Raw genomic sequence first — 20,757 nt, 5'->3', positions numbered from 1 at the left:
AGCTACGCGGTGAACCGGCCCGTGCGCTTGATCTGCGGGTAGTCGGTGGTCGCGCCGTCCAGTTGCAGGGCGCGTACGAGGCGCAGCTGGTCCTGGGTGTTCACCACCCAGCCGATGATCCGCAGGTCCGCCTTCCTCGCCTGCTCGACGATCTCCAGGGTCAGCCGGCGGATGTCGAGGCACACGGTCGAGGCGCCGGAGCGGGTGGCGCGGTCCACGACGTCGGTGCCGTAGCGGCCGGCGATGAGCGCCGTGCGCACTCCGGGCACCAGCCGGGCGATCTCGGCGATCGTGTCCTCGTGGAACGAGGACACCTCGACCCGGGCGGTCAGATCGCGGCGCTCCATCACCTCGGCCAGCGCCCGCGCCGCCGCCGTGTCCTTGATCTCGGCCTGGAGCGGTGCGCCGACGGCGTCGAGCACCTCTTCGAAGACGGGGACGCGCTCGTCACGGCCCGCGTCCAGGGCGCGCAGCTCGGCGAGGGTCATCTCGGCGACGGGCCCCGTGCCGTCCGTCGTGCGGTCGACGTCGGCGTCGTGCATGACGACGAGGGCGCCGTCCTTGCTGAGACGAAGATCGAGTTCGATCATGTCGAGGCCCGCCTGCTCGGCGGCGACGAACGATCGAAGGGTGTTCTCGGGCTCGACGCCCATGATTCCGCGGTGCCCGATGGTCAGGAAGTTCAAGGTCAGCTCGCTTCCGTCGACGGCGGCTCGGCTGCCGCAGCCTAGCGGCCCGGACCGGCATTGAACCCGTACGGACGCGCCGGAACCGCTGGCCGGAAGTGACTGATCCGGAGCGGGTGTCAACCGGCCGCCGCCGGGTAGGGAAGTCATCGTTGTCCTGGTTACAGGCAGGAAAAAATGCGGTGACCATGAGGGTGCGCAGGATAATCTCTCCCGTCTCGCCTTGTGGTCGGGAACCTCGAACACATACGGTGTCATGACGAGAGGTTCTCCCGTGGAGGATGGGACATGACGGAAATTCTTGTGCAGGCAATTTCGGACCAGCGGATTTCTCCGCTCGGCAGGGTGGTGGAGCACCCGGCCTGGCCCGTGCTCAAGGATGCCGTCGAGCAGATCCGGCCATGGCAGGCCAAGGACGGATCGATCGACTTCGACCGGGAGGACGCCCCGGACCCCGCGGACGCCGATCTCGCCGTACGCCGGATCGTGGACGCCGTCGCGGAACTCTCCCCGCTGCTCCCGCACGACGCCGCCTACCACCAGGCCCTCGCCAAGGACCTGCGCCGCTGGTCCGACAGCGGTTTCCGGGTGCCCGACTTCCTCGACTCGCTGCTGGCCTTCCAGCCCGCCGCGAGCCGCGCGGACGGCCTCCAGCACCTGGTCGTCTTCCCGATGTACACGCAGAACGGCAACCCCGACCGCAACCTCGAAGCGGTCGTCCTGCGCATGGTCTGGCCCGACTGGCTGGCCGAGCTGGAGCGCACCCGCTACGACAACCCGTTGTTCTGCGGCATCACCTTCGAGGACTTCACGGCCGGGTACGACACCAACTCCGCCGTTCTCTTCCCGGAGACCATCGCCGTGCGCGAGGCGCCGGAACGATTCAGCTGGGGCGGTATCTTCTGCGACCGCGAGGCCGCCCGCTTCCGCCGGGTCACCGACGCCGCCGTCGGCATCCTCGGCCTGGAGCTGCCCGAGGACGTCGCCGCGATGGTCCACGACCAGAAGCGCTGCGAGGAGGCGTTCGTCCTGTGGGACATGGTCCACGACCGCACCCACAGCCACGGCGACCTGCCCTTCGACCCCTTCATGATCAAGCAGCGCCAGCCGTTCTGGATGTACGGTCTGGAGGAGCTGCGCTGCGACCTCACGGCCTTCAAGGAGGCCGTGAAGCTGGAGACGGAAGGTGTACCGCAGGCCCTTGACGTGCAGTTCGCGGTGCTCTTCGACCGGATGTTCCGTTTCCCGGTCACCGGCGAGCGCGTCCGCAACTACGACGGCCTCGGCGGCCAGCTCCTCTTCGCGTACCTGCACCAGCACGACGTGATCCGCTGGACCGACAACAAGCTGCACATCGACTGGCAGCGCGCCCCGCAGGTCACCAACCAGCTCTGCGCCGAGATCGAGACCCTGTACCGCGAGGGCATCGACCGGCCCAAACTCGTCCACTGGTTCAAGGCGTACGAGCTGGTCGCCGGCTACCTCGCCCCGCACCCGGGCTCCCGCTGGGCCAAGGGTCCGGACGCCCTCGACCTGAGCCAGCCGCCGCGCAAGCTCGTGGACGACGTGCTTCCGGACGAGTTTCCGCTGAGCATGTTCTATGAGGCCCTCTCCAAGAAGCTGAAGAACGTGATCGCCTCCACCAAGGGGATCACCGCGGAGAGCGCCGAGCGGATCGCCGCGTGAGCGACCGTGCCACCGAAAACACTGCTCAGGAGGCGATGAGGATGGGGAACGGGGCTCTCAGCGGTGCGGTGATCGCGGTCGCCGGCGCCGGCGGCCCGGCCGGCCGCGCGACACTGCTCAGGCTCGCCGAGGCGGGCGCGACGGTCGTCGGTTCGGACAACGACCCGGAGCGGCTCGCGGAGGCCGTGGACGCGGCGAGCTACGCCCACGGCGGCGCCACCGTCGTCGGCGACACCGTCGACCTGCTCGACCTGCAGTCGACCCGGGACTGGGCCACACGCATCGAGAAGGACTTCGGGCGCGTCGACGGCCTGGTCCACCTCGTCGGCGGCTGGCGCGGCAGCGAGACCTTCACCAAGACGGTCCTCGACGACTGGGACCTGCTGGAACTGCTGCTCATCCGCACCGTCCAGCACACCTCCCTCGCTTTCCACGAGGCACTCCAGCGCAGCGACCGCGGCCGGTACGTCCTGACCAGCGCCGCGGGCGCGAGCAACCCCACCGCGGGCAACGCCGCGTACGCCGCCGCCAAGGCCGCCGCCGAGGCGTGGACGCTGGCCATGGCCGACTTCTTCCGCAAGGCCGGGGTGTCGGAGGGCGGGGACAGGCCGACGTCGGCGGCTGCGATCCTGGTGGTGAAGGCGTTGGTGCACGACGCGATGCGCGCCGAGCGACCCAACGCGAAGTTCGCGGGCTTCACGGACGTCAAGGAGCTGGCCGAGGCCGTCGTCGGCGTCTGGGAGCGGCCCGCCGCCGAAGTGAACGGGAAACGTCTGTGGCTGACCGAGAAGCCGTGAACCCTCCGAAGACCGACGCGCGCCGCCATCACGACCCGGAGACCCGAGGCTTCGCCAGCGACAACTACGCGGGGGCCCACCCCGAGGTGCTCGCCGCCCTGGCCCTGGCCAACGGCGGGCACCAGGTCGCGTACGGCGAGGACGACTACACGGAGAACCTCCAGCGAATCGTCCGCAGCCACTTCGGGGCCACGGCGGAGGCGTTCCCCGTCTTCAACGGCACCGGAGCCAACGTCGTCGCGCTCCAGGCGGTCACCGACCGCTGGGGCGCCGTGATCTGCGCCGAGAGCGCGCACATCAACGTCGACGAGGGCGGCGCCCCCGAACGCATGGGCGGCCTCAAGCTGCTCACGGTGCCCACCCCCGACGGCAAGCTGACCCCGGACCTGATCGACCGGCAGGCGTACGGCTGGGACGACGAGCACCGTGCGATGCCGCAGGTCGTCTCGATCACCCAGAGCACGGAACTGGGCACCCTCTACACCCCGGACGAGATCCGCGCGATCTGCGACCACGCCCACGCGCACGGCATGAAGGTCCACCTGGACGGCTCCCGCATAGCCAACGCGGCGGCCTCGCTCGACGTCCCGATGCGGACGTTCACCAACGCGGCCGGCGTCGACATCCTCTCCCTCGGCGGGACGAAGAACGGCGCGCTGTTCGGTGAGGCGGTCGTCGTCATCAACCAGGACGCCGTCAGTCATATGAAGCATCTGCGAAAGCTGTCCATGCAGCTCGCCTCCAAGATGCGGTTCGTGTCGGTGCAGTTGGAGGCGCTGCTCGCCAAGGACCTGTGGCTGCGCAACGCCCGCCACGCCAACGCGATGGCGCAGCGACTGGCGGAGGGCGTGCGGGCCGTGCACGGGGTGGAGATCCTCTACCCGGTCCAGGCGAACGCGGTCTTCGCCCGGCTTCCGCACGACGTGAGCGAACGCCTGCAGAAGCGCTTCCGCTTCTACTTCTGGGACGAGCCGGCGGGCGACGTCCGCTGGATGTGCGCCTTCGACACGACCGAGGACGACGTGGACGCGTTCGTGGCGGCACTGAAGGAGGAGATGGCGCGCTGACGCCCTCCCCCCGAGCACCCAGGCCGAAGATAATGCATAGGTATGCGGTCGCCTGAAAAGTCATTGACTGTTCGGTGATCGCTTTCCTATGCTCTGGGCTCATGGAGCTGATCCAGAACACCTCTGACCTGTCCGCGTATCTTGCCGCTGACGAGGTCATCGACCACCATCACCCGCTCGTGCGGGAGACCGCCGCGCAACTCGCCAGGGATGCGGTGGACTCGTATGCCTATGCGCGGGCGGCCTACGAGTTCGTTCGCGACACCATCCCGCACTCCGCCGACAGCGGCGACCTGCGGGTCACCTGGCGTGCCTCGACCGTCCTGGAGCAGCGCACCGGCATCTGTCACGCCAAGGCCCACGCGCTGGCCGCGCTGCTGCGCGCCGAGGACATTCCCACGGCGCTGTGCTACCAGCGGCTCGCGCACGACGACGGGAGCGGCCACGCCGTGCACGGGCTGGTCGCCGTGCGGTTCAACGGCGCCTGGCATCGCCAGGATCCGCGCGGCAACAAGGCGGGCGTGGACGCGCGGTTCTCCCTCGACGGTGAGCGGCTGGCGTGGATCCCCGATCCAGAGTCCAATGAGGTGGACTATCCAGTACTGTACGCTGAACCTCATCCGGCTGTACTGGGCGTGCTGAAGGCCGCACCGGACAGGCCGTATCTCTGGAAAACGCTCCCCACCGCACTCTGAGGCAGGCGATGACACTCACCCTGACCGTGTCCGACGAGGTGCGCACGCTCGCGCCCGGTTTCACCCACGTCGCGATCGAGGCACACGGACTCGTCAACGGGCCCAGCACCGAGGCCAGTTCGGCGCTCCTGGACGACGCGGCCCGCCGCCTCGCCGTACGCCTGGACGGCCGCGCCCCGCACGAGGACCCGCACATGGTCGCCTGGCGGGACACGTACACGGCGTTCGGCTCGAAGCCGTCGCGCACCCGCAACTCGGCCGAGGCGCTCGCCAAGAGGGCTCTGGCGGATGGCGGCCTGCCCCGGATCAATGTCCTGGTCGACCTCTACAACGCCATCAGCGTGGCGCACCTGGTCCCGGTCGGCGGCGAGGACCTCGACCACATCCGGGGCGGGATGCGGCTCATGCGCGCCACCGGCACCGAGGACTTCGTGACCGTGGCGGGCGGCGAGGAGACTGTCGAGCACCCCGACGCGGGTGAGGTCGTCTGGTGCGACGACGCGGGCGTGACCTGCCGGCGCTGGAACTGGCGCCAGGGCCCGCGCACCCGGCTCACCGAGCGCACCACGTCCGCGATCTTCCTCCTGGAGTGCCTCCCCCCGATGGCAACCCAGGAGTCCCAAGCCGCCGGCGCCGAACTGGCCGAACTACTGGAAAAGTTCAGCCCCGGTTCAAGCATCACGATCAGGTCCGCCTCATAGGCCCGCCCCCGCAGGGGCGCCCTTTAGGGGCGCGGGGAACTGCGCGCCCAGCCCCCACGCGCCCGCAGTGAACGAACGGCCTATCCAGCCGACCCCCGGAGGGCTCAGCGTGCCTCGGCCTCGCGGACCTGCTCCGGGGTCGGGGCCGTGCCGCCGAGGTGAGCCGGCATCCACCACGTGTCGTCCGGGCCCTTGGGGCGGACCGGGTAGGCGCGCTGGGCGGCTTCCAGGAGCTCGTTGACACGCTCGCGCAGCTGGCGGGTGATCGCGCCCGCGTACTTGTCGCGGGAGGCCTCTATGGCTTCGCCGACCCGGATCGTGATCGGGATGTGGCTGCGCTTGAAATTGCGCGGGTGGCCCTTGGTCCACAGGCGCTGCGTGCCCCACACGGCCATCGGGATCAGCGGGACGCCCGCCTCCTGGGCCATCCGTGCGGCACCGGACTTGAAGCTCTTCAGCGTGAACGACTGCGAGATCGTGGCCTCGGGGAAGACGCCGACGATCTCGCCCGAGCGCAGTGAGTCCAGCGCGTGCGCGTACGCCTCTTCGCCGTTCTTGCGGTCCACCGGGATGTGCTTCATGTTCCGCATCAGCGGGCCGGACACCTTGTGCCGGAACACCGATTCCTTCGCCATGAAGCGCACCAGGCGCTTCTGCGGAAGGGCCGCGAGACCGTCGAAGATGAAGTCCAGATAGCCGATGTGGTTGCTCACCAGCACCGCACCACCCGAGCGCGGGATGTTCTCCGACCCCTTGAGGTCGATCTTCAGGTCCCAGGCCTTGAAGAGTGTCCGGGCGAGACCGATGGCGGGACGGTAGGCAAGCTCAGCCATGGACGGGGGTGACCCTTCTCTCTGTTCTGCCCGGGGAAGGGGGTTCCCGGCGGGGAAGTTACGCAGCCGTAGGTTTTACAGCGTTGCGCAGATCGTGCCCCAAGAACGGACGAGTGGCCAGTCCCCGTGCCTGTGATCGGCGAGACACTCGTCACGTCCTCCCTCGATCCACCTCGTGCTTTTACGCTTCCCCTGCATCGCCTTTATGTCGCCATTACTCCGCGCGTGGCGTCACCCGCCGTACCACCAGGTACATCTCGCATCCCAGGCAGTACCCGAACGCGGCGTTCAGGAACGCGGCCGCCAGCGCCGCCCCCGTCGCGGCGATCCCGAGCCACTCCACACCCAGGGCGTACCCGGCGAGTCCCACGCCCGCGAAGACGAGTCCGACCGTCTGCGCGAACCGCGGCGGCTCGGGAGCCTCGAACTCCGTCGGGGGGCCGAGCCGCGGCCGGATCACCCGGCGGAACAGCAGACCGTACGGCGAGCGTCCCACCCCGCCGGCCGCGCCCAGCGCGAACGCCAGCGTCTGCCAGGCCAGCAGCCACGCGCTCCCGGTGACCAGCACGACCGCCAGAACGACGGCCGTCACGGCCGCTCCGAACCGCGGCCCTCTCACATCGATGTCCATGGAGCCCAGCATTCCGCACCGGAAACGGTTCGAGCAGCCGGGAATCTTTGCAGTCTGATGAACGCTGCAACCGGGGATGACCGGAATCGTGATCTGTGTGGCGGTGCTCGCGGCGTCGAGCGTGTTCGGAATGCTGCATCGGCGGCGGAGCGGAAAGGTACGCGTGCGCGTGCGAGACGACGGAAAGCGGCTCGGCGCCGCCGAGTTGGGCGAGAGCCTCGGCGACCGGGCGACGCTCGTCCAGTTCTCCAGCGCGTTCTGCGCCCCCTGCCGGGCCACCCGCCGCGTCCTCGGGGAGGTGGCCGGCATCGTCCCCGGTGTCACCCACGTGGAGATCGACGCGGAGGCGCACCTGGACCTCGTACGCAGGCTCGACATTCTCAAGACGCCCACCGTGCTGGTGCTCGACGCCGACGGGCGGATCGTGCGGCGGGCGACCGGCCAGCCGCGCAAGGAAGAGGTCATCGCCGCGCTGGGGGAGGCCGTTTGAGGCCTCCGGGAAATCCGATACCGCCGCTGATGGTGTGTTCGGTGACGCATCTCCCAGATGCCGGAAGCCACTTGACTGCGCCCACCATCTATCGTCAGCCTGACCCTATGCCTCCGGAACTCCTTCTCTACGCGCGGGTCCACGTGGACCTGCTGCGCACCGCGAGCGCGCGCTGTCCGGGCCGTTGAGCAGCCGCCGACCCGCTCACCGCCTCCCGCAGAAGGACAACTCCATGACGGCCACGCCCGCTCTCGGTACCGCTCAGTCCACCGTTCCTGCCTCTCCCGACCTCCTGCGCTCCGTCTTCCGGCAGCACGCGGCAGGTGTCGCCGTGATCACCGCCCGGGGGAGTGACGGTCCGGTCGGGTTCACCGCCACCTCCCTCGCCTCCGTCTCCGCGGAGCCCCCGCTCGTCTCGTTCGGCATCAGTACCGGCGCCTCCAGCTGGCCCGCGATATCCGGGGCCGACCATGTCGGCGTCCACATACTCGGCGAGCACCAGCACGAGCTGGCCGCGACCTTCGCCCGCAGCGGCGCCGACCGGTTCGGCGCGCCCACCGCCTGGCGTGAGGGTCCCGAGGGGGTGCCCGTCCTCGACGGCGTCCTGGCCTGGCTGGTGTGCCGGCCGGTCGCGCGGGTGCCGGCCGGGGACCACCGGATCGTGCTGGCCGAGGTCCTGCTGGGCGACCCCGCGGGTGCCGGACGGCCGCTGCTGTACCACCAGGGCCGTTTCAATGGACTTCGCGACTGACCGACAGTGATCGGCCGATCGGCGCATGTGATGTAGGCGACGCCACGGGACAGCCGAGTTCGATTACGCTGCGTTGCGAAGGTCACACGCCAAAGCGCTTGCTCAGTGGGCGCTGAGTGGGTGTACTGGCGAGTAATATTTCGTTCGGAGCGCGGGTCGCCCCCATCGGGATCTGCCGCTTTGAGGCGCCTATGCTGCCTGCAGGAAGGCAGCCCGGAACAGACGATGCAGTAGGAGAGCCGGCGTGAGCTTGAGGATCGTTGTCACTGTGAAGTACGTGCCCGACGCCACTGGCGACCGGCACTTCGCCGATGACCTGACCGTCGACCGTGACGACGTGGACGGTCTGCTCTCGGAGCTCGACGAGTACGCGGTCGAGCAGGCGCTGCAGATCGCCGACGAGGCCGACGACGCGGAGATCACGGTCCTGACCGTCGGCCCCGAGGACGCCAAGGACGCGCTCCGCAAGGCCCTGTCGATGGGCGCCGACAAGGCGATCCACGTCGAGGACGACGACCTGCACGGCACCGACGCCATCGGTACCTCCCTGGTGCTCGCCAAGGCGATCGAGAAGGCCGGCTACGACCTGGTCATCTCCGGCATGGCCTCCACCGACGGCACCATGGGTGTCGTACCGGCGCTGCTCGCCGAGCGTCTGGGTGTCCCGCAGGTCACCCTGCTGTCCGAGGTCTCCGTCGCGGACGGTGTCGTCAAGGGCCGCCGTGACGGCGACTCCGCCTCCGAGCAGCTGGAGGCCTCCCTCCCGGCCGTCGTGTCCGTCACCGACCAGTCGGGTGAGGCGCGTTACCCGTCCTTCAAGGGCATCATGGCCGCCAAGAAGAAGCCGGTTCAGGCGTGGGACCTGTCCGACCTGGACCTTGAGGCCGGGGACGTCGGTCTGGAAGGCGCGTACTCCGTGGTCGACTCCGCGACCCAGCGCCCGGCGCGCACGGCCGGCACGATCGTCAAGGACGAGGGCGAGGGCGGCAAGCAGCTCGCCGAGTTCCTCGCGGGCCAGAAGTTCATCTAGGCCCCGTTCGAGGCTCACGTCGAGCCCCGACTCGCTGACCGCCCCTCATCTTCCGCAAGCAGGAGAGTAGAAGTCCCATGGCTGAAGTTCTCGTCTACGTCGATCACGTGGACGGCGCCGTCCGCAAGCCCACCCTGGAGCTGCTGACGCTCGCCCGCCGCATCGGCGAGCCGGTCGCCGTCGCGCTGGGTGCCGGCGCCGCCGCCACCGCCGGAGCGCTCGCCGAGCACGGCGCCGTCAAGGTCCTCACCCACGAGGCCTCCGAGTACGCCGACTACCTGGTCGTCCCGAAGGTCGACGCCCTCCAGGCCGCCTACGACGCCGTGTCCCCGGCCGCCGTGCTGGTGCCGTCCTCCGCCGAGGGCAAGGAGATCGCCGCCCGTCTGGCGCTGCGCATCGGCTCCGGCATCATCACCGACGCCGTCGACCTGGAGGCCGGCGACGAGGGCCCGGTGGCCACGCAGTCCGCGTTCGCCGCGTCCTTCACCACCAAGACCCGGGTCGCCAAGGGCACCCCGGTCATCACGGTCAAGCCGAACTCGGCTGCTGTGGAGGCCGCCCCGGCCGCCGGTGCCGTCGAGGCCCTCGACGTCACCTTCTCCGCCCAGGCCACGGGCACCAAGGTCACCGGACGCACCCCGCGCGAGTCGACCGGCCGCCCGGAGCTGACCGAGGCCGCGATCGTCGTCTCCGGCGGCCGTGGCGTCAACGGCGCCGAGAACTTCCCGATCATCGAGGCGCTCGCCGACTCCCTCGGCGCGGCCGTCGGTGCCTCGCGTGCCGCGGTGGACGCGGGCTGGTACCCGCACACCAACCAGGTCGGCCAGACCGGCAAGTCCGTCTCGCCGCAGCTCTACATCGCCAACGGCATCTCCGGCGCCATCCAGCACCGCGCCGGCATGCAGACCTCGAAGACGATCGTGGCGGTCAACAAGGACGCCGAGGCCCCGATCTTCGACCTCGTCGACTACGGCGTCGTCGGCGACCTCTTCGACGTCGTCCCGCAGCTCACCGAGGAGATCAACACCCGCAAGGGCTGAGCCTCCTGAACCGTCGAGGCCCCCGCGACCGGCAGCACCTGAGCACGGCCGGTCACGGGGGCCTCAGCTCATCCCAGGGTCAGCGAGACCTGCACCGGCAGATGGTCGCTCGCGTACATCCCGTCGACGGAGAAGGTGTTGATCTCCGCCCGGTGGGTGGTCACCCCTGGTGACGTCAGGATCCAGTCGATGCGCCGACCTCCGGGCTTGGGCGGCCGGTAGGAGTTGAGCGTCCCGTACTGGGGGCCGCGGGAGAGCGCCGTGTCCCAGGTGTCCACGAGCCCGTTGTCCAGCATCAGGTCGTAGACCCGGTTCTCGTGCGCGCCCGAGTTGAAGTCGCCGGTGACGACGACCGGCATCGACGGGTCCCACTTGGAGATCGTCTCGCCGATGAGCCCCGCGGAGCGCTCCCGGGCGTACTGGCTGACGTTGTCCAGATGGGTGTTGAGAACGTAGAACTCCCGCCTCCCGTCGGCGAGATCGGCGAATCGCACCCAGGTCACCATGCGCAGCCAGTCCGCCTTCCAGGTGTTGGAGGCGATGGTGTACGGGGTGTCGGACAGCCAGAAGTGGTCGAACTCGAGCGGCTCCAGTCTTCGGGTGTCGTAGAAGACCGCCATGAACTCGTCCTTGCTGCCACCGCCCCGGCCGGTGCCGATCCAGTCGTAGTGCTCGCCGAGATCCTTCTCGATCATGCGAACCTGCTGGTAGAGCCCCTCCTGGGTGCCGATGACGTGCGGGCGCTCGCGACGCAACAGCTCCCGCATCACCGGGCGGCGCACGGACCAGCGCGGTGAGTTGTCCACCACGGTCGCGAAGCGCACGTTGAACGTCATGACGTTCAACGTGCCCGCGTGCTCGCGGGCGACCGCGGGTATCGATGAGCCCGCCGTGGTCAGCAGCGGCATGGCGATGGCGGCGGCCGCCACGGACTTGAGTCCGTGTCGACGCGTCACTCCGACCTCTCTCGGCACGCGATCCCCTCCCCTTCGGAGTCAGAATGAACCTTGCCCACTGAATACGGAAGACGGCGCCGGGATCAGCAGTGACCAGGGGAAAGGATCGGCAATCCCGCTTCGAGACGGTGTTGACCCGGATGAAGATCGACGGCTAGCTTCGTTATGCGGATTACTGATTCCGTAGTGCGGAAGACGGAGGGTTCGGAATGGTGCAGGGTCGGCAGGAAAACGTGACGACGAGCCTGGCGGGTGCCGTCAGCGAGGAGATCAGTGCCTCCCTCGCCCCGGTCGACGCGGAGCTGGAGCGCCGCTACCCCGGAGACCCCGGCACCCGCCAGCCCGTCCACACCGTGTACGTCCCCGGGGACGCGTTCGCCGCCGACACCATCCGCTCCTGGGGCGACCAGGCCCTCGCCGCCCTCGACGAACACGCCCCGGACGCCGCCTCCTTCGCCGCGGTCCTCGGCCTCTCCGACGACCTCGCCGAATCCGTCCATGACCGTGTCCGCGCCAAACTGGAGCGCGAGCCGATCGAAGACCTGCGCGTCGACTTCGAGGACGGCTACGGCCCCCGCCCGGACGCCGAGGAGGACGAGACGGCGGCCCGCGCGGCCCGTCTGATCGCCGAGGCGTACGAGAAGGCCACGGCCGCCCCGTACATGGGCATCCGGATGAAGTGCATGGAGGCGCCGGTGCGCGACCGGGGCATCCGCACCCTCGACATCTTCCTCACCGGTCTGATGGAAGCCGGCGGCCTGCCCGAGGGACTGGTTCTCACGCTGCCCAAGGTGACCTACGCCGAGCAGGTCACCGCCATGGTCAGGCTCCTGGAGGAGTTCGAGAAGGCGCGCGGCCTCACGCCCGGCCGGATCGGCTTCGAGATCCAGATCGAGACCAGCCAGTCCATCCTCGCCACCGACGGCACGGCCACGGTCGCCCGGATGATCCAGGCCGCCGAGGGCCGTGCCACCGGCCTGCACTACGGCACCTTCGACTACAGCGCCTGCCTCGGCGTCTCCGCCGCACACCAGGCCAGCGACCACCCGGCCGCCGACCACGCCAAGGCGATCATGCAGGTCGCGGCGGCGGGCACCGGCGTACGCGTCTCGGACGGCTCCACCAACGTCCTGCCGGTCGGCCCGACCGAGCAGGTCCACGCGGCCTGGCGCCTGCACTACGGCCTCACCCGCCGCGCCCTGGCCCGCGCCTACTACCAGGGCTGGGACATGCACCCCCGGCACATCCCGACCCGGTACGCGGCCGTCTTCGCCTTCTACCGCGAGGGCTACGAACAGGCCGCCGCCCGACTCTCCCGCTACGCCAACCGGGCCGGCGGGGACGTCATGGACGAGCCCGCCACCGCCAAGGCCCTCAGCGGCTATCTGCTCCGCGGCCTGGACTGCGGCGCCCTCGACACCGCGGAGGTGACCCGGGCGACGGAGGGCCTGACCCGCGCCGACCTGGACGGCTTCGCACGCCCGAGACGGGCCGACCTCACCGCGTCGCCCAGGTAGCACGCGTGTCACAACCGTGGGCACGAGATTCCGCTGTCACACCGGCCCCGTAGTCTGTACGGCACGTACGGACGGGTCACAGGAACGGGGCAGTGGTGTCTTCGGGGGAGCACGGACAGCCGGGCGGACATCCGGAGGAGCGGCCGGTGGGACCGGTATCGGATCCGGCAGCGGGCACCGGTCGGCTGCTGGCGGGCCGCTACCGGGTCGTGTCCCAGCTCGGACGCGGCGGTATGGGCGTCGTCTGGCGTGCGGTCGACGAGGTGCTCGGCCGTGAGGTCGCGGTCAAGGAGCTGCGCGCGTTCACGGACGCCGGCGCGCCCGAACTGGCCGCCCTGCGCCTGCGGATGCAGCGCGAGGCCCGCGCGGCGGCCCGAATACGCCATTCCGGAGTCGTCGCCGTGCACGATGTCGCGGAGATCGACGGCCGCCCTCTGATCGTCATGGAACTGGTGGACGGGCGCTCCCTGGACGACGTCCTGAGCGAGCGCGGCACCCTCGACCCGCGCGAGGCCGCCGGGATCGGCGCCCAGGTGATGGACGCGCTGTCCGCCGCCCACCGCGTCGGCGTCCTGCACCGTGACGTGAAGCCCGGCAACATCCTGCTGGAGACCTCGGGCCGGGTCGTCCTGACGGACTTCGGCATCGCCACGATGGAGGACCCGGGCGACGGCTCGGCCACGAACCTCACCCGCAGCGGCGAACTCGTGGGCTCCCTGGACTACTTGGCGCCCGAACGGGCCCAGGGCGGCGACCCCGGCCCCGCCTCCGACATCTGGGCCCTGGGCGCCACGCTGTACGCGGCCGTCGAGGGTGCCTCGCCCTTCCGCCGTACGTCGACCTGGTCCACGCTCACCGCGATCGTGGCCGAACCCCTCCCGGAACCCCGCCAAGCCGGTGCCCTGGGCCCCGTCCTGCGGCAACTGATGGCCAAGCGGCCGGAGGAACGCCCGGACGCGGAGACGGCGCGGGGCCTGCTGGAGGCGGTGGCGTCGGCCACGAACGGTGCGACGGACACGCCCACGGCGAGTGCGTCGGCCGCGGCCGGTGCGACGGACATGCCGACGACGAGCCTGCGACCGCCACAAGCGGCTGCGGCCGCGCTGCCCGAGGCGTCCGGCACACGTACGGACCAAGAGGCGAGGGCAGCAGGGAAGGCGGCGGCGGAGGCCGTTGCGCCGCCGGTGCCGCCGGGATTCGGTCCCGCCGGGCAGGCGTCACCCGCCGCCCCGGCCGCACAGCAGGCGTCCCCCGGGTTCGGTCCGCCGGAGCCGATGACGTACTCCGCGCCCGGTTTCAGCCCCGCAGGGAACCCGCACACCGCCGGCGTACCGGACGCCGGCCACCTCGCCGCGCCGACCGCCTTCTCCACCCCCGTGCCCGCCACCGCCCAACCCCGTCGCAGGGGACGCGCGTTGCTCGCCGCCGCGGCCGTCACCGTGGTCCTCGCCGCCGCCGGAGTCACCGTGGCGGTGCTGAACAGCGGGGACGACAGCGAGGCGAGCACCCGGCCCGTCGCATCCGGGGACAGCCGTGACCCGGCGCCCTCCACCGGCAGTGGCCGGGCCGACGTGGACCTCTCCGATCCCACGCCCACCGGAAAGGGCACCGAGAAGCCCCCCTCCCCGGCGGCGCCGACCAGGACAAAGGGCGCCGAGCCCGGGGGCGGCGCGACCCCGGCCGCGTCGAAGACCTCGGGAAGCGCCACGACCGGCGGCGCCTCGGGCGGTACCACCGGAGATGCCGGAACAGGGACGACCGGAGGCTCGGGCACAAGCGGCGGGACCGGGACGACCGGGGGGACCGGCACAACCGGCGGGAGCAGTACGAGCGGTGGCGCGACCGCCACGCCCGACCCCTCGTGCGAGCCGGCCGGCGACGGCAAGTACAACTGCTCGGTCTGGCGCACCGCCAAGTCCTACACGGAGTCCGGCACCGAGGTCGGCGTCCTCAACTCGGGTGTCAACTACTTCTACTGCCAACAGAATCTGGGCCGGCGCGAGACCTACGGCCAGTGGACCAACGTCTGGTGGGCGAAGACCGACGACGACAGCGGCAACGCCGGTGTCTACGTCAGCGTCGTCTACCTCAAGGGCGGCGACAACGACGCCCCGGTACCCGGACTCCCGGTCTGCTGAGCCCGGGGTCCCCGGCGCGGGCCCGGCTCAGTCCACCGGGGGCAGTTCCCCCGAACCCCGGGTGATCAGACGGGTCGGGAGTTCGATGCGCTCCGGGGAGAGCAGGGTGCCGTCCAGCTGGCGGAAGAGCCGCTCGGCGGCCGTACGGCCCAGCTGAGCCGCGTCCTGGGCGACCACGGTCACGCCCGGCTGGAGCAGGTCGGCGAGTTCGAAGTCGTCGAAGCCCACGAGAGCGACGGGGCGGCGCTGCTCCGTGAGGACCCGGACGACGGTGACCGTCACCCGGTTGTTGCCGGCGAAGACCGCCGTCACCGGGGTCGGAGCGGAGAGCATCTCCTCGGCCGCGCGGCGCACCCGCTCCGGGTCGGTGACGCCGAGCGACATCCACGAGTCCTCGACCGGTATCCCCGCGTCCTCCATCGCGGCGCGGTAGCCGCGAAGCCGCTCGGCGGAGGTGTGGATGCGGGGCATGTCACCGATGAAGCCGATCCTGCGGTGGCCGTGCGCGATCAGGTGGGCCACGCCGTCACGGGCGCCGCCGAAACTGTCCGACAGGACGACGTCGGCGTCGATCTTCCCGGCCGGCCGGTCCACGAACACCGTGGCGACGCCCGCCTTCAGCTCCGGCTCCAGATAACGGTGGTCGTCACCGGCCGGAATGATCACCAGCCCGTCCACGCGCCGCGCGCACAGCGCCAGCACCAGCTCCTGCTCCCGGTCCGGGTCCTCGGCGCTCGACCCGTTGATCAGCAGGGCGCCGTGCGCTCGGGCGAGCTCCTCGACAGCTCGGCTCAGGGGGCCGTAGAACGGGTCGGCGAGGTCCTCCAGGACGAGGCCGATGCTCGCCGTACTGCCCTTGCGGAGCACTCTCGCGCTGTCGTTGCGGCGGAACCCCAGGGCGTCGATGGCCTCCTGCACGCGGCGCTCGGTCTCCGGGGTGACCCCCGGTTCCGCGTTGACGACACGCGAGACCGTCTTCAGCCCGACCCCGGCACGGGCGGCCACGTCCTTCATGGTCGGACGGTTGCCGTAGCGGTTCTCCGGGCGGCGGGCGGTGTCGGCCACGATGCGCTGTCCTGTCCTGTCGTCCACGGGATGTCGGCGGTCCACGGTGATCCATTGCGATACTCCGGACCATGTTGCGCGCGGGGGATGCGTCGTCCCAGGTTGTGTATGAGGATGTGGCGTCGAGCATAGGGCCTGGACAACGTTGTCAGGTGCAGGGGACACTGTCCACGCCAACTCCGGCCTGCGCCCCCACCATCAGACCGGCCTGCCCCTTATCCATGGTTGACAGGGAGATCTGACACTGATGCACACCGACCTCGTGGCCGCGCTCGACATCGGCGGTACCAAGATCGCCGGAGCGCTGGTGGACGGCCACGGCCGGATCCTGCTGCGCGCTCAGCGCCCCACGCCCGCCCGGGAGGACGGGGAGACGGTCATGCGGGCCGTCGAGGAGGTGCTCGCCGAGCTGACCGGCTCGCCGTCGTGGGTGGGTGTGACCGCCGTCGGTATCGGCAGCGCGGGGCCGGTGGACGCCTCGGCGGGCACGGTGAGCCCGGTGAACGTGCCTGGCTGGCGCGGCTATCCGCTGGTCGCACGAGTCCAGGCCGTGACCGGCGGCCTGCCCGTCGAACTGATCGGCGACGGTGTGGCGATCACGGCGGCCGAGCACTGGCAGGGCGCCGCCCGCGGCCACGACAACGCGCTGTGCATGGTCGTCTCGACCGGCGTCGGCGGCGGCCTGGTCCTCAACGGCCGGCTGCACCCCGGACCCACCGGCAACGCCGGCCACATCGGGCACATCAGCGTGGAACTCGACGGTGAACCCTGTGCCTGCGGCTCCCGCGGCTGTGTGGAGCGCATCGCCAGCGGTCCCAACATCGCTCGCCGCGCCCTGGCGAACGGCTGGCAGCCGGGCCCCGACGGCGACATCTCGGCCGCCGCGGTCGCCGAGGCGGCGCGGGCCGGCGACCCGGTCGCCCTTGCCTCCTTCGAGCGCGCCGCCCAGGCGCTCGCGGCAGGCATCGCCGCCACGGCGACCCTCGTGGAGATCGACGTCGCCGTGATCGGCGGCGGTGTGGGGAAGGCCGGTGACGTTCTTTTCGCGCCCCTGCGTGCGGCGCTGAAGACCTACGCCACGCTGTCGTTCGTCCAGCGTCTGGAGATCGTCCCGGCACAGATGGGCACGGACGCGGGCCTCGTCGGCGCGGCAGCGGCAGCGCTGACGCGCAGAGCGGACGACACGGCCGAGGCGAGCGTCTGAGGGGCGGCTGATCGCCGGGTTCGGGCGCGAACCGGTGAAGCGACGCCCACGGGGGACTTCATGGCGCCGCGTGTCGAAACCCGGCTCCGCCCGGAGGTTCTGTCGTCCCGGGCGACGTCAGCCCGGGAGGGCGCCGAGCTGGCGCAGTTGGGTGAGGACGTCGACGACGCCCCGGATCTCGGTGATCCGTCCCTCGGCGAACCGGCAGATGAAGATCTCGCCGTAGGTGACGGTCCGTCCCGTGGGCGGCAACCCCTGGTACTCGCCCAGGTGGGTCCCGGTCACCGTGTTCCTGGAGACGACCTTGTCGCCTTCCGCGACCGTCTCCTCGACGGAGACGTGGATGTCGGGGAACGCGCGCAGGAGTGTTTCCCACACGCGCTTGAGTGCCGCGGGTCCCGTCGCGCCCATCGGTACCGGCGCGTGGAAGAGCAGGTCCGGTGCGACGAGCTCGTCGATGGCCTTGGCGATGATGTCCGGGTCGCCGCTGTTCACGGCGGAGTGGAGACGGTTGAGGGTCGTTGTGTTGCTGGTGGCCCCGGCTGCCGGCATGCGGTCGCTCCTCTGGTCCGCGGATGGTGCCTCGGCAGTAGGACGGCGCGGGCGCCGGGAATGTGACACGGTGCGCGAACCCCGTGACCCCCACCCCGGTTCGGCAGTTGAGCCGGGCATGAAGAAGCGCAGCATGCTCGCCATCGCCTCCCTCGCCACCGGGTTCGTCGTCGCGGCGATCACCCCCTCCCACGGCCTCGGCGCCGACGCCCTCGGTGATCTGAACGTGGACGACACGCTCAGCGCCCTCGACCACACCGTCGCGAGCGACAGCATGGCCGTGGACGAGAACGCGCTGGGAGGCGACAGCACCAACGGCTGACGAGCCGGAAGTGGTCCAAGTGGCGCCGGTGGCCCGTGTGACGGGGCATCGGCGCCGCCGTGTTTGCGCCCTCATCCGAATCTGGTTTCCGTGGCAGGGTGGAACGGGCAAGCCTCAGGGGTCCAACAGAAGAGGGGGAAATGTGATCGTCGTCTGGGTCAACGGCGCGTTCGGTGCGGGGAAGACGGCCACCGCACGGGAACTGAACGAACTGATCCCGAACAGCACGCTCTTCGACCCCGAGGTCATCGGCGGGGCACTCGCGCAGTTGCTGCCGCCCAAGCGACTCGCGGAGGTCGGTGACTTCCAGGATCTGCCGATCTGGCGGCGGCTCGTCGTGGACACTGCGGCCGCCATGCTCGCCGAGCTCGGCGGCACCCTCGTGGTCCCCATGACGCTCCTTCGCCAGGAGTACCGCGACGAGATCTTCGGTGGCCTCGCCGCCCGCCGGATCGCGGTCCGGCATGTGCTCCTCGCCCCGGCGGAAACGATCCTGCGCGAGCGAATAGCCACCCGGGAGATCCCACCGGACCTCCCGGACGGAGAGATACGCGTACGGCAATGGTCGTACGACCAGATCGAGTCGTACCGGACGGCGCTCGCCTCCTGGCTCACCGCCGACGCCCATCCGGTCGACACCAGCGCCCTCACCCCGTACGAGACGGCCGTACGAATCGCCGAGGCCGTCGGCACCGGGACCGCGCCCACGTGCGACATCGTGCAGACCCCGGAACCCACCGGCGAAACGGTGGCTTCCGGGGTCCTGCTGTTCGACGACCAGGATCGGGTCCTGCTCGTCGACCCCACCTACAAGCCGGGCTGGGAGTTTCCCGGCGGCGTCGTCGAGCGGGGCGAGGCTCCCGCGCGCGCGGGCATCCGCGAGGTCGCCGAGGAGACGGGCATCCACCTCACCGACGTACCCCGGCTCCTCGTCATCGACTGGGAGCCGCCCGAGCCGCCCCGCTACGGCGGACTGCGTCTCCTTTTCGACGGCGGACGGCTCGACAGCGCCCGGGCCGGGCGGGTGCTGCTGCCCGGCCCCGAACTGCGCGACTGGCGCTTCGTCACCGAGGAGGAGGCCGCCGACCTGCTCCCGCCCGTCCGCTACGAGCGCCTGCGCGGGGCGCTCCGGGCCCGCGAGCGGGGCGCCGCGCTCTATCTGGAGGCGGGGGTGGCGGTGGGAGAGGCCGAGGCGGAGTAGGCGGACGGGGCGGGGCTGCCGGGGAGGCTCAGGACGCGGCGTAGTTCCGGAGGAACAGGGCCTCTGTCACCGACAGGCGTTCCAGCTCCTCCGGGGACACGCTCTCGTTCACCGCGTGGATCTGGGCCTCCGGCTCGCTCAGGCCGATCAGCAGGATCTCGGCCCGCGGATAGAGCGACGCGAGCGTGTTGCACAGCGGGATCGAGCCGCCCTGGCCCGCGTACTGCATCTCCTGGCCCGGGTACGCGACGGCCATGGCCTCGGCCATCGCCGCGTACGCCGGGCTGGAGGTGTCGGCGCGGAACGGCTGGCCCTGGCCGATCTGCTCCATGGTCACCCGGGCGCCCCACGGCGTGTGCGCCGTCAGATGCGCCTGCAGGAGCTTGGTCGCCGCCGCCGCGTCCACGCCCGGCGGCACCCGAAGGCTGACCAGCGCACGGGCGCTCGCCTGCACGGACGGGGTGGCGCCGACCACCGGAGGGCAGTCGATGCCGAGGACCGTGACCGCCGGGCGCGCCCAGATCCGGTCGGCGACCGGCCCGGAGCCGATCAGCTCCACCCCGTCGAGCACCTTGGCGTCCGTGCGGAACTGCTTCTCGTCGTACTGGAGCCCGTCCCACGACGCCTCGTCCGTGAGTCCGTCGACCGTCGTCGAACCGTCCCCGGCCCGCAGCGAGTCGAGTACGCGGATCAGCGCGCCCAGCGCGTCGGGCGCGGCCCCGCCGAACTGGCCCGAGTGGAGGTTGCCCTCCAGGGTGTCGATCCTGACCCGGAGCATGGTCATGCCGCGCAGCGTCGAGGTGACCGTCGGCAGCCCGACCCGGAAGTTGCCCGCGTCGCCGATGACGATCGTGTCGGCGCCGAGCAACTCCGGGTGTTCCTCGGCGTACCGCTCCAGACCGCCCGTGCCCATCTCCTCCGAACCCTCGGCGATCACCTTGACGTTGACCGGGACGCCGCCGTTCGCCTTGAGGGCGCGCAGCGCGAGCAGGTGCATGATGAGGCCGCCCTTGCAGTCGGCGGCACCGCGTCCGTACCAGCGGCCGTCGCGCTCGGTCAGCTCGAACGGCGGGGACACCCAGCCGGCCTCGTCGAGCGGCGGCTGCACGTCGTAGTGGGCGTAGAGCAGGACGGTCTTCGCACCCTCGGGGCCGGGCAGGAAGCCGTACACCGACTGCGTGCCGTCCGGGGTGTCGAGCAGGGCCACGTCCTGGAACCCGTCGGCGCGCAGCGCGTCGGCGACCCAGTTGGCGGCGGCCTCGCTCTCACTCCTCGGGAATTGCTCGAAGTCCGCCACCGACTTGAACGCCACCAGTTCGGTGAGCTCCGCCCGTGCCCTCGGCATGAGGGAGGCGACGGTCTCGGCGACCGGATTCGAGGACATGGGCACGCTCC

General features: G+C 70.7%; 21 protein-coding genes. 14 read left to right on the top strand and 7 right to left on the bottom strand.

The window, feature by feature from the left end; all coding sequences use genetic code 11:
- Nucleotides 1-2: 2 nt before the first annotated feature.
- On the bottom strand, nt 3-686 hold the full coding sequence (locus OG241_RS03505) for a glycerophosphodiester phosphodiesterase (RefSeq protein ID WP_405813599.1): 684 nt from the start codon (nt 684-686) through the stop codon (nt 3-5).
- A 288-nt stretch (nt 687-974) separates the two neighbouring features.
- On the opposite strand from OG241_RS03505, the gene OG241_RS03500 reads away from it, so the two are divergent.
- The 5 genes from OG241_RS03500 (at nt 975) to OG241_RS03480 (ending at nt 5,632) form a co-directional block, all read left to right on the top strand.
- Nucleotides 975-2,372, top strand: a complete 1,398-nt coding sequence (locus OG241_RS03500; protein ID WP_405813598.1) for a DUF6421 family protein — start codon at nt 975-977, stop codon at nt 2,370-2,372.
- Nucleotides 2,373-2,413: 41 nt separating this feature from the next.
- Nucleotides 2,414-3,169, top strand: coding sequence for an SDR family NAD(P)-dependent oxidoreductase (locus OG241_RS03495; protein WP_405813597.1), 756 nt, complete (start codon nt 2,414-2,416; stop codon nt 3,167-3,169).
- Nucleotides 3,166-4,236: a threonine aldolase family protein gene (locus OG241_RS03490; protein ID WP_405813596.1), complete on the top strand. Its 1,071-nt coding sequence runs from the start codon at nt 3,166-3,168 to the stop codon at nt 4,234-4,236. The genes OG241_RS03495 and OG241_RS03490 overlap by 4 nt, the downstream gene beginning before the upstream one ends.
- 101 nt (nt 4,237-4,337) lie before the next feature.
- On the top strand, nt 4,338-4,931 hold the full coding sequence (locus OG241_RS03485; RefSeq protein WP_405813595.1) for a transglutaminase domain-containing protein: 594 nt from the start codon (nt 4,338-4,340) through the stop codon (nt 4,929-4,931).
- A gap of 8 nt (nt 4,932-4,939) precedes the next feature.
- Nucleotides 4,940-5,632, top strand: a complete 693-nt coding sequence (locus OG241_RS03480; RefSeq protein ID WP_405813594.1) for a B3/4 domain-containing protein — start codon at nt 4,940-4,942, stop codon at nt 5,630-5,632.
- Between the two features lie 104 nt (nt 5,633-5,736).
- Here the strand turns inward: OG241_RS03480 and OG241_RS03475 are convergent, their stop codons facing one another.
- Entirely contained in the window at nt 5,737-6,465 is a 729-nt protein-coding gene (locus OG241_RS03475) for a lysophospholipid acyltransferase family protein (RefSeq protein WP_405813593.1), read from the bottom strand.
- Nucleotides 6,466-6,679: 214 nt separating this feature from the next.
- Entirely contained in the window at nt 6,680-7,096 is a 417-nt protein-coding gene (locus OG241_RS03470; RefSeq protein ID WP_405813592.1) for a DUF4395 domain-containing protein, read from the bottom strand.
- Nucleotides 7,097-7,172: 76 nt separating this feature from the next.
- Here OG241_RS03470 and OG241_RS03465 point away from each other — a divergent pair, with 76 nt between their 5' ends.
- From OG241_RS03465 to OG241_RS03450, 4 genes are all read left to right on the top strand, one after another.
- Entirely contained in the window at nt 7,173-7,586 is a 414-nt protein-coding gene (locus OG241_RS03465; protein WP_405813591.1) for a thioredoxin family protein, read from the top strand.
- 232 nt (nt 7,587-7,818) lie between these two features.
- Nucleotides 7,819-8,337, top strand: a complete 519-nt coding sequence (locus tag OG241_RS03460; protein WP_405813590.1) for a flavin reductase family protein — start codon at nt 7,819-7,821, stop codon at nt 8,335-8,337.
- 244 nt (nt 8,338-8,581) lie between these two features.
- Nucleotides 8,582-9,367 (top strand): electron transfer flavoprotein subunit beta/FixA family protein, encoded by a 786-nt coding sequence (locus tag OG241_RS03455; RefSeq protein WP_405813588.1) that lies wholly within the window; start codon nt 8,582-8,584, stop codon nt 9,365-9,367.
- A 77-nt stretch (nt 9,368-9,444) separates the two neighbouring features.
- Complete coding sequence (locus tag OG241_RS03450) at nt 9,445-10,407, top strand: electron transfer flavoprotein subunit alpha/FixB family protein (RefSeq protein WP_405813587.1); 963 nt, start codon at nt 9,445-9,447, stop codon at nt 10,405-10,407.
- Between the two features lie 68 nt (nt 10,408-10,475).
- On the opposite strand, the gene OG241_RS03445 is transcribed toward OG241_RS03450, so the two are convergent.
- Nucleotides 10,476-11,381, bottom strand: a complete 906-nt coding sequence (locus OG241_RS03445; protein ID WP_405813585.1) for an endonuclease/exonuclease/phosphatase family protein — start codon at nt 11,379-11,381, stop codon at nt 10,476-10,478.
- 191 nt (nt 11,382-11,572) lie between these two features.
- Here OG241_RS03445 and OG241_RS03440 point away from each other — a divergent pair, with 191 nt between their 5' ends.
- Nucleotides 11,573-12,880 (top strand): DUF6986 family protein, encoded by a 1,308-nt coding sequence (locus OG241_RS03440; protein ID WP_405813584.1) that lies wholly within the window; start codon nt 11,573-11,575, stop codon nt 12,878-12,880.
- 95 nt (nt 12,881-12,975) lie between these two features.
- A complete protein-coding gene (locus OG241_RS03435; RefSeq protein ID WP_405826023.1) occupies nt 12,976-15,018 on the top strand; it encodes a serine/threonine-protein kinase in 2,043 nt (680 codons plus the stop codon).
- A gap of 27 nt (nt 15,019-15,045) precedes the next feature.
- Here the strand turns inward: OG241_RS03435 and OG241_RS03430 are convergent, their stop codons facing one another.
- On the bottom strand, nt 15,046-16,110 hold the full coding sequence (locus tag OG241_RS03430) for a LacI family DNA-binding transcriptional regulator (RefSeq protein WP_405813582.1): 1,065 nt from the start codon (nt 16,108-16,110) through the stop codon (nt 15,046-15,048).
- Between the two features lie 220 nt (nt 16,111-16,330).
- Between OG241_RS03430 and OG241_RS03425 the strand changes: the two genes are divergently transcribed.
- Nucleotides 16,331-17,287, top strand: coding sequence for an ROK family protein (locus tag OG241_RS03425; protein ID WP_405813581.1), 957 nt, complete (start codon nt 16,331-16,333; stop codon nt 17,285-17,287).
- Between the two features lie 117 nt (nt 17,288-17,404).
- Here the strand turns inward: OG241_RS03425 and OG241_RS03420 are convergent, their stop codons facing one another.
- Entirely contained in the window at nt 17,405-17,839 is a 435-nt protein-coding gene (locus OG241_RS03420; RefSeq protein WP_405813580.1) for an ester cyclase, read from the bottom strand.
- Nucleotides 17,840-17,957: 118 nt separating this feature from the next.
- Between OG241_RS03420 and OG241_RS03415 the strand changes: the two genes are divergently transcribed.
- Nucleotides 17,958-18,161, top strand: a complete 204-nt coding sequence (locus OG241_RS03415) for a hypothetical protein (RefSeq protein WP_405813579.1) — start codon at nt 17,958-17,960, stop codon at nt 18,159-18,161.
- Between the two features lie 142 nt (nt 18,162-18,303).
- The gene (locus OG241_RS03410) at nt 18,304-19,362 is read left to right on the top strand and encodes an NUDIX domain-containing protein (RefSeq protein ID WP_405813578.1); all 1,059 of its coding nucleotides are present in this window, start codon (nt 18,304-18,306) and stop codon (nt 19,360-19,362) included.
- A 28-nt stretch (nt 19,363-19,390) separates the two neighbouring features.
- Here OG241_RS03410 and OG241_RS03405 read toward each other — a convergent pair whose 3' ends face one another.
- Nucleotides 19,391-20,746 (bottom strand): dipeptidase, encoded by a 1,356-nt coding sequence (locus OG241_RS03405; RefSeq protein WP_405813577.1) that lies wholly within the window; start codon nt 20,744-20,746, stop codon nt 19,391-19,393.
- Nucleotides 20,747-20,757 lie beyond the last annotated feature (11 nt).

This window comes from Streptomyces sp. NBC_01390 (genome assembly GCF_045040105.1).
Lineage (GTDB): Bacteria > Actinomycetota > Actinomycetes > Streptomycetales > Streptomycetaceae > Streptomyces.
This window is presented reverse-complemented; position numbering and strand designations above follow the sequence as displayed.

Coding starts and splice junctions, on each gene's coding strand:
- OG241_RS03500 (WP_405813598.1), top strand. CDS start 975: ATGACGGAAATTCTTGTGCAGGCAATTTCGGACCAGCGGATTTCTCCG.
- OG241_RS03440 (WP_405813584.1), top strand. CDS start 11,573: ATGGTGCAGGGTCGGCAGGAAAACGTGACGACGAGCCTGGCGGGTGCC.
- OG241_RS03475 (WP_405813593.1), bottom strand. CDS start 6,465: ATGGCTGAGCTTGCCTACCGTCCCGCCATCGGTCTCGCCCGGACACTC.
- OG241_RS03485 (WP_405813595.1), top strand. CDS start 4,338: ATGGAGCTGATCCAGAACACCTCTGACCTGTCCGCGTATCTTGCCGCT.
- OG241_RS03425 (WP_405813581.1), top strand. CDS start 16,331: ATGCACACCGACCTCGTGGCCGCGCTCGACATCGGCGGTACCAAGATC.
- OG241_RS03470 (WP_405813592.1), bottom strand. CDS start 7,096: ATGGACATCGATGTGAGAGGGCCGCGGTTCGGAGCGGCCGTGACGGCC.
- OG241_RS03405 (WP_405813577.1), bottom strand. CDS start 20,746: ATGTCCTCGAATCCGGTCGCCGAGACCGTCGCCTCCCTCATGCCGAGG.
- OG241_RS03465 (WP_405813591.1), top strand. CDS start 7,173: ATGACCGGAATCGTGATCTGTGTGGCGGTGCTCGCGGCGTCGAGCGTG.
- OG241_RS03495 (WP_405813597.1), top strand. CDS start 2,414: ATGGGGAACGGGGCTCTCAGCGGTGCGGTGATCGCGGTCGCCGGCGCC.
- OG241_RS03460 (WP_405813590.1), top strand. CDS start 7,819: ATGACGGCCACGCCCGCTCTCGGTACCGCTCAGTCCACCGTTCCTGCC.
- OG241_RS03480 (WP_405813594.1), top strand. CDS start 4,940: ATGACACTCACCCTGACCGTGTCCGACGAGGTGCGCACGCTCGCGCCC.
- OG241_RS03420 (WP_405813580.1), bottom strand. CDS start 17,839: ATGCCGGCAGCCGGGGCCACCAGCAACACAACGACCCTCAACCGTCTC.
- OG241_RS03415 (WP_405813579.1), top strand. CDS start 17,958: ATGAAGAAGCGCAGCATGCTCGCCATCGCCTCCCTCGCCACCGGGTTC.
- OG241_RS03450 (WP_405813587.1), top strand. CDS start 9,445: ATGGCTGAAGTTCTCGTCTACGTCGATCACGTGGACGGCGCCGTCCGC.